Source organism: Aquimarina sp. MAR_2010_214 (assembly GCF_002846555.1).
Classification (GTDB): Bacteria; Bacteroidota; Bacteroidia; order Flavobacteriales; family Flavobacteriaceae; genus Aquimarina.
The window spans coordinates 3,116,844-3,132,016 of the sequence record NZ_PJMS01000001.1 but is presented as its reverse complement, the minus strand read 5'-3'; the positions used below and the strand labels follow the sequence as shown (position 1 = coordinate 3,132,016).

General features: G+C 34.7%; 6 protein-coding genes. All 6 read right to left on the bottom strand.

Going from position 1 to position 15,173, the window contains the following annotated elements; all coding sequences use genetic code 11:
* Positions 1-110 precede the first annotated feature (110 nt).
* Entirely contained in the window at positions 111-485 is a 375-nt protein-coding gene (locus ATE84_RS13345) for a hypothetical protein (protein WP_158237253.1), read from the bottom strand.
* 46 nt (positions 486-531) lie between these two features.
* Positions 532-5,190, bottom strand: a complete 4,659-nt coding sequence (locus tag ATE84_RS13340; protein WP_101448430.1) for a DUF6443 domain-containing protein — start codon at positions 5,188-5,190, stop codon at positions 532-534.
* 12 nt (positions 5,191-5,202) lie between these two features.
* On the bottom strand, positions 5,203-8,517 hold the full coding sequence (locus ATE84_RS13335; RefSeq protein ID WP_101448429.1) for an RHS repeat protein: 3,315 nt from the start codon (positions 8,515-8,517) through the stop codon (positions 5,203-5,205).
* A 219-nt stretch (positions 8,518-8,736) separates the two neighbouring features.
* Positions 8,737-9,009 carry a hypothetical protein gene (locus ATE84_RS13330; RefSeq protein WP_101448428.1) on the bottom strand — a complete coding sequence of 91 codons (273 nt, stop codon included), beginning with the start codon at positions 9,007-9,009 and terminating at the stop codon, positions 8,737-8,739.
* A 631-nt stretch (positions 9,010-9,640) separates the two neighbouring features.
* Positions 9,641-10,627 (bottom strand): 6-phosphofructokinase, encoded by a 987-nt coding sequence (gene pfkA, locus ATE84_RS13325; RefSeq protein ID WP_101448427.1) that lies wholly within the window; start codon positions 10,625-10,627, stop codon positions 9,641-9,643.
* 37 nt (positions 10,628-10,664) lie between these two features.
* Positions 10,665-15,095 (bottom strand): translocation/assembly module TamB domain-containing protein, encoded by a 4,431-nt coding sequence (locus ATE84_RS13320; RefSeq protein ID WP_233195803.1) that lies wholly within the window; start codon positions 15,093-15,095, stop codon positions 10,665-10,667.
* Positions 15,096-15,173: the final 78 nt, after the last annotated feature.

Here is a 15,173-nt window from a genome sequence, read left to right as displayed (position 1 = left end):
ATAAAAAAACCAGCTACATCAATGTAACTGGTTCTTAGCATTTATTTTAACCACTCTTACCGCTTACATACCCAGCACAGAAAACATTTCCGCGCTATTATATTCATTATTTACTGTTTTAATGATTCTGCTAATAGAGGTAAAACTTCGTTCAGCTTTTTATTACTATAGATTTTATTTCCTCCATATTCAAGACCTGCCCATAAATATGATTCAATAGATTTTTTTTGCTCCGTTGAAACATTTTCCAAGGCTTTTAAATATTCTTGCTCGCCAATCTTTTCTATTAAACGAATTAAAACATAACCATGATCATATCCTGCTGCATCAGAAACTTCAATAGTTGAAATTTTAATTATTGCTTCTTTATCTAACTCAATTGCTTTATTTAGTATATCACAATATGAATCATTTATTTGTCTATTTAGAAGTTCTGATATTACTATTCCTTGAATTTCATTACAATTATTACAACTAGTAATCATTGTACAAATGACTATAATCATTACCAAAAAACTACATTTTCGCATTTTAGTTACTCTTTTTTTGTTTCGGTTTTGGGTTCTGTCCTGATACTGTAATAGTCCCATAAACTGTTAATCTAGAAAGAGGATTTACAGACTGCCTTCCTCTTCTATCATTAACTGTTGTTGTTTCCGTAGTTTGTATTATTTGATTTAGAACATTCCACTCTTTTTGCTTTTTGTTATATTCGGGTCCTCTACAGATAGTTACGCATCCCCAACTCATACCTCCTAAATGTAATCTAAATCCATCTCTAAGTTTTCCCTTAGAATTTTTCTCAGTTGGATCATCATAACGATCATTGTATCGATTTCCATCAGTCTTTGAATCTATTCGATACCAATCAGGATGCTTATCATCTGATTTATTATCTACTAAATCGTATTCTCCATTAGGTATTTCTTTTTCGTTTTCTGAACCTCCATATTCTATTTCTCCATCACCATCTCTATCGTTTCCACCAGAAAAAACATTGTGAATTACAAGTATTTGATTATACTTTTCTTCACCTTCTTCAAAAGAAGTTTTATACTCTTCCGCACTTACGGCCTTAGTTTCTAAATTATCATCCCACTTATCATCATCATATATGTATAACCTGTTTTTAGTCTTGTTAAAATGGATTATTACTTCTTGTCCATCAGGGTCAACAAAGAATATAGGATTATTCATAGTGTAGTTATATGGACTTAAGGAAAGGTACTGTTCTGCAAGTGGATCAATATTCATCCAACGACCAAGCGAAGCATCATAATTTCTAGCACCGAAGTCGTGCCAATCAAGTCCTAGTCCATCTTGTTCTTCTTTCCCACCAAATCCATAGTTATGTTTCCTACCATTTACAGCGAAGTTGTATCCTTTATGTTGTAGACCAAAAGGATAATAATGTTTCTCCTCTACAATCTCGCTTTGGGTGATTTTACCGTCTTTGTTACTGTCTTTGTAGGAGAGTCGGATATTCCCTAAGTGATCTTTAAACTGGTATACATACTTATACCCATCTGCTTCTTTTTCTACATAGCCTTCTGGGTGATTAAAGAACTCCAGATTACCATTCTTATAGATGTAATTACCGGCATACTCTGTTGTTAATGAACCTCCCTCTGTTGTGATCTTTTTTAATTTCACTCCAGTGGCATCGTAAATATAGGTAATATTTCCGGTATGATCTGCATTATTTATGGTAACTGTTTTAGGCAGATTTAAATGATTGTAAGTAATCCCTGTAATCCCCTTGTTTTGATCTTTGATCATGTTTCCATTTTGGTCATAATCAAAATCTTCATTGGTATTGGTACCATCTTTAAAACCGTAGGTTTTGTTTCCAGTATCGGTTACTTTTAGGAGTTTATTACTACCTGTAGTACCATAATTATAACTTAGGATATCCATGTTTCCAAAATGGTCATCCTGTCCATCATTATTGGCATCTAATCCCAAGGTAGGGGCATCAACAATATGTCCCCGTCTTGATAATGATAAGATGTTCCCCATTTTATCATAAGTGATATTGCTTAGGTTATAGTTATTATCATTACTGATTGCTCCTGTAATTCGGTTTAGGGCATCATAACTGTATTTGTAATGTCGTGCTACATTATCATTTGCGGTTTCCCATTCTGTCTCACTGATATTTCCATTAAATAAGGGTGTAGCTCCGTGTTGTGGAGTATTGTAATTAATCCCAAAAGCAAACAATTTGTTTCCAAGAGCTACATTAGGATCATTAACCTTAGTCAGCCAACCTCGTACATTATAGGTGTAATCTACCTCTTGCAATCCTCCTCCTATAGTCTTAGATTTCAATTGTCCTAAGTTGTCATAGGTATTAGCTACAATTACCTCTGGGGTTTGGGTATTGATCTTTTGGGTTTGCTCTTTTAGTCTACCCATATGATCATAAGTAAATGTATCTATCGTTACAATTACAGCATTGCTGTCTTTGGTATGGCTGGTTTTGGTTTCTTCTACTTTACCTACAAAATCAAGCTTGCTCTCTATAATATCAGTAGTGTTGAGATATTCATTTTTACTGGCTATATAAATCGGTCTTGCTTTTTTATCATAATAGGTAACTGTAGTTGTCCAATATGAGGTATCTAGTATTTTTACTAAACTTCCGGTTGCCAATGTTTTGGTTTGATCTGAAACTGCTTCATTATACACTGTACCTGGATTTTTAAAAGCTTGCTGTGGAGTAGCTCCCAAAAACCCATAATCATCATAGTAAGTAATACTTAAAACCTCACCTGCAAGTGTTTTTGGATAACCACCATCGGTATAGTACATATCTACTCCTCCGATGCTAACCCTAGCTCCTCTGGTTACCCATAGCTCCTCTGCATAGCCATTTGCTTCGGTTTGTAATTGTTTGCGATCTTTTCCTGTGATATTGATTTTACCGGTGTAGGCTACTCTTCCAAAAGCATCATATTTGGTAAAGAGCCAGGTATTGTCTGCTTTTAGGTTTGCATCCTGAGTTAAGATCGGTTGATCTAATTTGTTATATACAATAGACTCCCAATCTTTACCGGGGATCTTCTTTTCGATCAATCGGTTACGATAATCATATGTGTACTGATAGCACAATTCGGCAAGCTCAGTAGCAGAGATACCATCAGCAGTAGTTACTTTGGGTGGAATCACATAAGTAAGGTTACCATATTTATCATATACATAATACGTGTCATGTGCCTCGACTACGCTCGGTGCTCCTGTTGCTGAGCTTGTCGAAGCATAGGTTCTCTTTAATACGACCTGTCCTTGTTTGTCTTTATACTCTCGGGTAGTATGTAGATTCCCATCCGTCGGAGTCCAGTTCTCATCTTTGGTAATGGTGACAAAAAGTTCTCCAGAAACATAACTCCTTACTTTTGTTAAAGTAGGTGTTGCTGTATTATCAGGATTTGCAAAACTCACCTTAAAGTAAACTATATGCTCTGCCGCTGTATTACCACCATATTCAAATTTGATAGTATGATCGGTATCGATTTCTTTATCGGCTTTCCAGGATTTTCCCGGAGCTCCCTGTTCTAACACTCGATTAAGAGGAGAAGCTTCGAACACGCTTTCTGAATACGCATTAAAACCTTGATGGCTTGCATCTACATCTATAAAATCCTTTGGATACCTAGCTTTATAGTAAGAGTTGATATCATCAGTAATACTTACTGTTTTATAGCTCCCCGTTGTATTGGTTGATTCAAAAGGCAAGTATTGTTTCGACTGTCTGCCATAGGCATCATATTCGATATGGGTGATGATATCCTTTTCACTTGGTGAAGCCATAATAGCTGTTTGCTGGATCGATCTTCCCAAACCATCAAAATAGGTGATACTCTCAATCACATCTTCGTTATCGCCTATCTGATCTGGTGAGGTCATAGGTTCTTGATACGCCCTTGTAAAGACATAATTCTCATTAGAAAAAACACACCCTTGTTGTGTTCCTGATTCTTCCGGACATTGATCATTATTATTCAATACATATCCCGTAGGTTGTGCACATTGTTTTTTGATAATATTTGGATCTCCAAAACCATCACCTTCAGTATCTGCATACCATTCTGTATTAGGGTGGATCGTTGCATCATTATCATTACAATCTCCCAGGGGTTTTACTGTTAGGCTGTAACCTACTCCGGGATTGGCACACTGAGTTCTCGTTGTTTCTGCAAAACCATCGCCATCGCTATTTTTATACCAAACCGTATTAGGATGTATTGCAGCGTTACCATCATTACAATCCCCTAAAGGTTTTACTGTTAAGCTGTAACCTAACCCCGGATTAGCACACTGAGTTTTTGTTGTTTCTGCAAAACCATCGCCATCACTATTTTTATACCAAACTGTATTAGGGTGTATCGCAGCATTACCATCATTACAATCTCCTAAGGGTAACACTTCATAGGTATATCCTGTTCCTGGGCTTACACATTGAATTGTAGTTGTCTCTGCAAAACCATCGCCATCACCGTTCTTGTACCAAACGGTTTCCGGGTGCATCTTTTTATTGTAATCATTACAATCACCCTTCTTAATAGCATACCCTATAGGTTGTTCACACTGTTGTAATGTCGGAGGGTCATCATTACCTATACCTTGATCGCTCCCCCAGTCATCGCCATCGACATCACGATACCAGATCGTATTGGGATGTATCGCAGGATCATTATCATAACAATCACCTAGAGGTTTCACCGTTAGGCTATAACCTGATCCAGGGTTAGTACACTGAGTTCTGGTAGTACTGGCAAAGCCATCTCCATCACTGTTTTTGTACCATACCGTATTGGGATGTAAACTTGCATTACCATCATTACAATCTCCCGAAGAGATTATATACCCTGAAGGTCGAGCACTTTGATACTTCTTATTGTTTGGGTCGCCAAACCCATCGCCATCGCCATCTCTATAGAAATATTTGGGGGCTACGGTGGTAATTAAAGCGTTACTATCATCACGATCCATATTATTGGTTACATAACCCGAAGGCCGTGTACTTTGCACAACACGTTGGTTAGGATCACCATACCCATCTCCATCAGCATCTCGAAAATATGCATTATTTCCATTCCCATCACCAATAGGTACTTGGGCATATCCTTGTATAACACAAAACAAAGTGGCAAGGAATACAATATTTTTTAACTTTATATTTTTCATTTTCTGTAGTGCTTACTGTTGGTTTTTATAGTTGTATTTATTCTCGGAAACCAGATTTCCATCGGCATCTTTTACATATATCAATCGATTAAGCTCATCATAATGATAAGTCATCGTATATCCGTTAGCATCGGTCATACTGGTGATTCCAATAAGTGGATCGTAGGTATAGGTAGATACCATAGCATTAGGTAAAGCATCTCTAAGAGCTTGTAAGGCTACTCTAAGAATTTGTTCTTTGCAAGTAGCTGCTGTACAATTGTCATTATCTGCGTTAGATTTTGCTTTTAAATCTGTTACATAAGCTGTTATATCTGCTCGAGTTGCGTTCTCAATCTTAGCAATAGGGAACGTGTCTTGATACCCCCAGATATATGTGATATGAGTTCCATTTGCTTTAGACACCTCTACTGGATTTCCTTTAGCATCATATTTATGATATTGCACCCTGTTTTCTAATGGATTGGAAAGACTAAGATTACCTTTTAAGGTTTTAACAAATTCTGGTAATACGATATTGTTCCCCCAATCTTTATAGGTACTTAATTGAGTGCTTTTAGATAAGATAGTACCATCTGGTTCTTTGATTACGGTTTCTTGTTGTATAGGTTCTGCAATACGGTGCTGACCAATTAACTTATTAATTGCAGGTGTTTTTATCTCTACATCTTGTGGATATATTGTTTTAGCAATTACTTTTTTATTTTCACTAGAGGTAGTTTCAGTTCGTGTTACCTGTAAATGATCCGGATTATCATAAAAATAGTTGGTGGTTGTAGTTACAAGGTTTTCTTCATTCTGGTTATAGTGTTCTGTTATCGTTTTGTTTAGATATCTCCATTGAGATTTTACAAAATATTTCACGATATCAAAGCTGCTGATACTTGTTACTATATGCTCGTAATTGTATCCTGAATAAGTGTCACGCAATCGCACGTTATACGAGGGTTGTTCTTTATTGAGAACAGGATTATTATAATAGGTATTCGTTGTCTTTTGTAAGGCATTAAAATGATTTCCTACCTTTTGCACAATCCGAGTTTCTATTTCTTCTCCAGTTCCAAAATTAGTGTCATAAGGTGTCCCTGAAATAGACAATCCGAAAGGCAATGGATTTGTGTTTGGGATTACTCTAAATTTATGAGTAATTCCACCGTTACCAAAATTTTCACCTAACTCTTCAACAACCGAAGTATACCCTATTTGATGTCCGGCACGACTATATAAATTGTGTAAAGTAGAAGAAGAAAGGGTTAACACATCTACTTGAGTTTGATTCAGTATCAAAGCTCCTGTAGACGAGCTAAATCTTCTGCTATACGAAATGGAAGGTATTGGTTTTTCCGCAATACCACTAGAGGAATCTAAATCAGAAAGTTCTCCATAGTGGTACTTCTTTATTTCCTGCTTTCCTTTTCCATCATCAGTAATCGTTTTTTGTAATCTTTGACCTCCTACTTCAATTTCTGTTTCAACATCATAAGGAGGGCTATCATAGTATGAAATATTAAAATCTCCTCCTACACATTCAAATTGAACAGAAACAGTAAATCGATATCTTTTCCCTTTCTGTAAATCGATATGGTATATTCCCGGGGAACCTTCTGCAACTACTAAACCTCCAGTGTGAGGAATTTTATTACCGTTGTAATCCAAACTATAAATACCTTCACCAGTTGGGGGAACATTAAAAGTAGAAGAACCCTGATTTGCCACCTGAACAGATAGACTTGCTTTTATATGGTGATCAGAACCTCCTCTGTCCGGCCAACAAGATGTTCTTCTTGTAGTCATTCCAATATTAGTCTGGTTTTGAGTAAATAAAATTTCATCTGTTGTAAACTCTTTTGAATCTCCAAATTCATCTTCCTTGTTTTCAACGTGACGGGTTCTGGATATTGGGGGTGGATTTGTCAACACTGTTGTGGTATAAGAGTGAGGCTCATATATCAACTCGTTAAACCCTCCTGTAGGATAAGTTATTTTCTTTAGCATTCCATTACGACTGTATTCTCCATTTGGTTTTTTATTCCCACCTATAGATTTAAATAAATTTTTAAGAATAATAGTGTTTTCTTCAGTGTAAAAGAAGTAATCCCCATCACTAACCAAATAATTATTATTTGTTACCCCATTATAGTATCCCCAGTAATCTTGAGCGTAAGAAAATCGTGGAGGTATTTTATCAGGACTATAATATGATAGAACATAAGGAGGTTTACTATTAGTACCTTTTCCGTATTCAGTAACGCTAGTTAAAAACAATCTCTTGTTGTACTCGTCAAAATGAGTAATATATTTGTTTTTTAAAGTTTGAAGAGAAGAGATTACATTCTCATATCCTAAAGCAAATTTCTTAATACGCACCCCATTAACATCTTTTATTTCAACAGCATCTAATTTGTTAGACGCTGAATTATTAATAGAATATGTGAAATCAACTCGACCTGTATTACTCGTAATACTACTTAACTGAGCAATAGAAGTCATAGACCTTGTTTGTATGATTCCTTGACCCGGAACAGTAATATTCCCTGTTCGTGCGTTATTCTCAATGGATTGTGATACCCCACTGTAATACTCTTGATGAAAATTAGTGTATGTAAAATTTATTTCATCTCCTTGAAGACTTGTCATCTTACTTAAATACCAACTGTTTTCATTTTCTAAACTCCAGCCATGCTGACCACTGCCCACATGTTGAAACATCGTGGATTCAGTTGAATTGTCATTTCCAAACCAGTATATAATACCATTAGGATCAGTAACCTTAAATGCATATCCCGGAACTCCCTTTTCAATCTTTACTGGAGAGGGATTTATTATAACCGGAACTCTATTAGAATCCAAATAAAACTTACCTGAAAACCCATTAATACTAAAAGAATAAATGTCCGAAAGCGTGTCACCTCCATCTTCTGGTTTTGTAGCGTTAATTAGATAATCTAACACCTCTCGGGTGTAAGCTCCGGGGAAATTACTAGGAAGAGGTATAAATGAGGTTTCGTCTGGATCGTCCATAATAACTCGTGTAATAACACCACCAGCACGTAAACTCCAGCTTAAACCAACATTAGAAGGTAATTGATCAACTCTAATACCATTAGAACTATAATCCAATGAAATAGGAACCGATAATTTCCCGGTTTTTAGAGTATACAAAGGGATATTAATTTGTGGTGTTCCTGTAAATAGCCCTACAGGGACTTGCCCGTACTTTCCTAATGACGAGGCATTAGGGGAGGGCGGAATAATTTTAGGAAGTTCTTGAGCAATAGAACTAATTCCAACTAATAGCACCGCTATTAGAAACGCTTGTTTTAACATAATTGATCTATTTTAAAAAGTAATTAATGACTGATCTTGTTTTTTAATTGTATTTCAATAGCAATAGTAAATCATCCCAGTTTCATTTTTCGGAACTGAGAAAAAAAATGGAAAGTTTTTTTGAAGTGAGATAATGAGGGTTCAGATTTCGGGTTTCGGGTTTCGGGTCACCGGTCACCGGTTACTGGTTACTAGGTTTGGGATTAACCATTCTTTTAACTACCCTATAAAAGGATTAAGAATATTTGCTTTTCGATCTTTTGTATAAAATCCAAAAGTAAAATCTACCGGTTCGACATATACAAAACTTTGTACGGTGATGTCATACTCAATAGGAGCATTTAACATTTTCATCGTATTTATAATGCGATACAGTTTGGTTTTTGAAATTCTTAGTTTTGAGATCAGCTCTTCTGGTGATCCCGTAGCCTGCAGGCGAATGAGTTGATCAATTCGTTCTATAAGTTTGATCTGTTTGATAATACTATTCATAATGAGTTACAGATTAAACCCCGATAATATACTAGAGATTCAGTATAAGTACTGAAAACGTAAGAAAATACGATGGTATCTAAAAACCAGCATAGTCTGGATATGTTATTTTTTAAAACATATCAAAGTGTTATATTTTCTATAGTTTCAACACTGAATAAAATTTCTAATACATTGTCTAAGGCAAAGTAATGAGAATATTAGTCTTTGTTTAATGCAATTATGGGATAGTTTACATAGGTTATTTAGTAGGAGGTAAAAAAAGTGTTTCGTTATATAAATCCTTTTATAATATCTGCTATAAATTTGTTTTTTTTGACATTTGTGTGATGGTTCATTTTACTTTTTTGTTTCCTCAAATGTAAGGTTACAACGTAATCAAAAACAAGAAAAGCAAGTCGGTATTTATCAAATACGACTTACTCTTTCAGATACAAAACACTAACTTTTAGACAATTAAAATCATACCATGTTTAAAAACAGCTATTTCCAGAAGAAGTATACGTTCGAGAGATTTTTGCTTTGAAATGAGAAAAAACCTATGTTGTAGAAAAGGTTTTTCTAAGCTTTACTTTAAAGACTTCAATAATACTTCAGGTAAAATTTATATTTTGAAATGAAGGGTGATATTTTAAGTAGAAAGAATATCTGAAATGCGAAGTAATTCTTTATTAATTCCATGACCTTCTTTTAGACCAGCGTCAAAACTCGTTGCTGTAATCTCATTATTGATGATTCCGACCATTACATTTTTCTCCCCATCAAGAAGCAATTCTACTGCTTTAACACATAGTCGACTAGCCAATGTTCTATCAAAACATGATGGAGAGCCACCACGTTGCATATGCCCTAAAACAGTAACCCTAACTTCATAATCTGGTAGATTTTCTGTTACATAGTCTGCTAATTCATATACATTTTTTCCTGTTTTGTCACCTTCACTTACTACAACTATACTCGAAGATTTCCCTGATCGTTTACTACGTTTTAATGACTCTAATAATCGGTCAAGCCCCAGGTCTTCTTCGGGGATTAAAATTTCTTCTGCTCCCGCTCCTACTCCACTATTAAGCGCAATAAATCCGGCATCTCGGCCCATTACTTCAACAAAAAACAATCGGTTATGTGAACTGGCTGTATCTCGTATTTTATCTATTGCATTAATCACTGTATTTAATGCTGTATCATAGCCTATTGTATAATTTGTACCGGCAATATCATTGTCTATGGTACCAGGAACACCAATAACAGGAATGTCATATTCTTCACTAAAAACCTGTCCACCTCTAAAAGTCCCATCACCACCAATAAGAACCATAGCATCTACTCCTATTTTTTTAAGGTGATCTGCCGCTTTTTTTCTACCCTCAGGGCTTTTAAAATCTACAGATCGTGCAGATTTAAGTATCGTTCCTCCTCTACTAATAATATTACGAACACTTCTGGCATTCATTACAGTATAATCTCCTTCTATCATCCCCTGATATCCTCGGTAAAACCCTATACATTTCACATTATAGTAAGCACATGCTCTTACTACAGCACGTATTGCAGCATTCATTCCGGGGGCATCTCCTCCCGAAGTCATGATACCAATGGTTTTTATCTCTTTTGCCATAATTAAGTATTTAACAGGATGATAAAAATAACCAGAATTAGTTATTCTTCTCGGTAAAGTTAATAAAATTCGGAGTTTCTATTTTGGTAGTATCCTTTGGTTTTGCAATAGAATCTTTTACTTTTTTACTTTTAAAAATCTTAGTCCATAACTCATTAAAATTATCAAAATCAACTGAATATGAAAGTCCTATTCCTTGCTCATATCCCTGATTTCCTGTACCCACAAATTGAATGGTATTTTCCCGATTAAAAATCTTTCCTCTCAGTGATCCTTCTTCATTAAAAAGATATTCTACCTCAACATCTCCTACTACACTAGATTCATTCACTCCACCGATAGGAACTCCTACTCGTCCGTTAATTAAAATTCTGTTACTAATCTGTGTAGAAAGTGTTAATCCAAATTGATCTGCATCTTCTTGATCCAAAGTACGAATACCCTGTACATAATTAAGTCCTACCTGAAATTTATCATCTTCATCAGAGAATATCCCATTAAAAAGGCTTGATGCTCTTTCGGCGACCAAGCCACCTGTAAGTGCATTAGCATCAAAAGTTCCGTTATAAAACTGTCCAGAAGATACTAAAGAGAGTGCTTGTAATTCTTTATTAGATTGATCGCTTAATTTATAATCCAACTCACTTTTTACCACAGAGCTTAAGTTTGGAAATTCTATATTAAAATTCACATTGGGTTGAATTAGTTCTCCCTGAAGATCTACGACTACTTCTACCGGAATTTTACGATTTATAGAAGAATTTTCTAACAATATTGCTGGATTGGCTTCTGTTTTATATACTGCACTAAGATCCAAAACCGCTCGCGTAGGGCTACCATCCCAGTTAATTGTTCCTCCTTCTCTTACAGTAAACAGTTTTTCTACAAAGGCTCCATACCTAAAATTATATGTTCCTTCATAAGCTACAAAATCACCCCACATTTTAAATTTACCATTGGTATTAATCTCAATAAGTAATGTCCCGGCTCCGCGTCCTTTTAGTGAACTTCCTGTATTTTTATCCACTACCACCTCTACTTCGGCATTATCATTTACATCAAGTTCAAAATTAAGTTCTAGCCCTTTTATATCCTCTAAGATAATTTCTTTACCTTCTAATCGAGCTCGTTTCTCTTCGGGGCTTAAAAAGTGGATGTATGCATTATCTCCTATAGATTCTGTTTCGTTTAACGGAATTTTAAACATAGTTCCTCTTTCTGTTTTCGCATTAACATCAATAACCAATTCATCGGTTGGCCCTTTGATAGTTGCTTCACCACTAATAAAACCTGTACCATAATAAAGTGACTCTTCATCTTCTTTGGTATCTAGAACAAGGAGTCTTTCATTAGCCAATACTTCTAATCCAAGTTCCCATTTAGAAAACCTTCGATGTGCAATATATCCGCTCAAAACACCTTTGGTTTTATATTTTGTATCTCTAATACTAACATCATCAAAGTTAAATCGTTGTTGTTTTAAAATAACCTTTGAGTTATCATCTAAATCAAGGTCAATATTAAGATAAGGTACAGTTAGTCCTGCCTGGTCTAATGTTAATACTCCATCCATAGAAGGGTTTTTATAACTTCCAGATATTTTTGCTTCTCCCGAAACGAATCCACGTATATTGGTAAGCACGATCCCTCCAAGTGCACTAAATTCTGAAATATTGAAGTTATCTAATTCCACATCTACATCTATTGAAGGGTTCTTTTCTGAAACATTGATTCCTCCTATTGCTGATAATGTTTTTTGTTTTTCATCATTAATTAGTCGTGTATTCACGGTATACTTTGTAAGATCCTCGTTTCCGGAAATATTAAATCTCAATTCTCCTAGCAGTGTTTTATTAACTTCCAAATCTCGAATCACCATAGTAGACGTAGGAAGGTAATTACCATTCTCTTGAAGAACAGACAATTCTCCATCTACTCTTCCTCTAAAATTTAAACTATCAATTCTGGGAGTAATTTTATTAAGGTCTACATTTTCAAAAGTTGCTTTTAGATCCTTATAGTCTTTACCTCTTGTAATACCATTGAGTTTGATCTCTTCATCGAGATAACTAAAGATTACCGATCGTATATCTATATTCTTAAAATCATTATCAAAAATGATCTTATTGTTTGCTCTACTCTTTTCTCTATTGGCATACCAGGTATGACCTTTATATGTGAAATCAGATTTTTTTATCCCCACTACAGAATTATTATCTTCGTTTATGGTATGATAAAACTCTAGATTAAAGTTGTCTTTATTATTTTCTCCTCCTCTAAATTCTGAGTGCATAAACAAGGTATCCTTTAGCGTAACATTAATCAAACTAAACTCAGAAACATCATAGTGCTTAGAGTCGATGCTATCGATAGCGATATAGGTGTTAAATAATGGGTTTTTATTATCAATCTGAATATCTACATCTTCCATAAAATTATCAAAGGCTCGAATAGATGGTGATTTAAACGTAAGTTTAAACTCTGATTCATTACTCTCTACTTTTCCTTTTATAACAGTATTGGGAGCGAATTCAATTTCAGGAAAGAATACATCAACTATTTTATTATAAATATTGAAATTAAACTCCATAAACTCATCATCAGTAATTTCGGTAGCCTCAAAATTGGTATACAAGCTTCCTATAGAATTTCTAAAGAGGTCATATACATTTTCGAACCTAAAAACTCCTTTCACATTACCCTCTACAATATCCGGACTATTGATCGTAATAGTACGTATATTCTTATCATCAAAACCTGATGTGATCTCAAAATCTTCAAAATAAAACCCCGCATTCTGGTTGGTATATAGTGCTTTTTCAAAAGCAATAGTTCCAAAAGCATCATTGATACCTGTTCCTTTCATATTCATATACACATCTCCATTAAGAACAGAAATACTATCTCTGGTAAACAAGTTTAGTTTATTAAGATCCATATGATCTACATACGCCTTAAAATTATAGTTATGTATTTCTTGTGACAAATCAGCAACCCCACTAAAACTAAACCTCACATTAGGATCTTTAGAATTAAGGTTACCATCAAAGACACGATCTTTAAGGTTTCCTTGTGCTTTTAAATTGGTATATGTATATCCATTAAAATCAAGCTTGCTAATATCTCCTTCTATCTTGGTGTCTAGGCTTTTTAAAGTAAACCCTGTTCCATCTACATGAATATCAAAAACAGAATTCCCTATTGATTTTCTACCTAGTAACTGTCCCACATTAAAATTATTGGAAATAATATTTCCATTATACGATGCTCGTTCTAAATCATTAAGGTTTTCCAGCAAAACAAAGGCATTTACCTTTCCCAACTGTGAAAACAGATCCATATCCACATCTACAGCTTTTGTTGTTACTATAGCATTACCAACTGCCCGTACACTACCAAACTGATATAATTGTCGTGGTAAGGAGTTGCCTAATACATTGGGTAGTAAATTCACCAGATCATAATAATTACTGGTTAAATTTTTAAAATCTCCTTCAAGTTCAAATTTCGAGGCATTGCTAACTGCATTTCGAATTCTTATATTTCCTTGTATTACAGATCTATCTAATCCCGAAATATTAGCATTCACTATTTTAAAATCATTAAGTACTCCTCGTACTGATGTATTTTGCATGTTTAGCATTTGGTTCTTTCCAAATTCTTTGTAGAAAGGAATCAAATCATTAGTAGAAACAGTCGCTTTTTCAAAATCTGCAGTAATATTTACTTTATTTTCAAAGTCGTCTAACCCTCCAACATCATAAGAAAATAGGATTTCACCTTCAATCTTAGAGTCCTTGGTCTCTATAACCAACTCCTGAAATCTCATATCTGTTGCTGTTATCGTAAAACAGGTTTGAAGTTTGGAGACGTCTAATCCTCTAAAATCTTTAAATGATAATGCATCTATAGTAACATACACATCATCTCCATCTACTACCAGGCTCTCTGCATCAAGCGTGATATCGGTATATTCTACAGCTTTCGGTTTTCTTAAATTCTCATTGGTAAAACTATATTTTCCTCGTTGCAGATTGATATTTTTTGTTGAAAGGATAAACTTTTCTCCAGAAGGTGGTTTTTTTCCTGTATTAAATTTCCTAACAAACGTCATCAGGTTATCACTACTTTCATCTTTATATATTTTCATATCAAAGATCAAATCTTCTATAGAAACTTGCCCTAATTCAGGCCTGCCTTTGGTAACTTGTGTAATACTACCTATCGAAGTTTTTATACTACTTGCATATATCAATGTATCCTGATGATGATCTCTGACTAAGATTTCTTCGAGATATACATTACCGGCATAAGTTAATCCAATTCGGTCAATATGAATATCAACACCATAAGTTTCATTAAGGTAATTGGTGACTTTTTCTGCAAAATATGTTTGAACTGCAGGAATAGAAAACAGCACTACCAAAAATGCAAATAGTGACAGAAGGACAAGAAATATCCTTAACAATATTTTCCTAAATTTCCTGATACGTTTTATTGTTTTAACTTTGTTGACAATATTAACAATTTCTATGCCTTTTTCCTC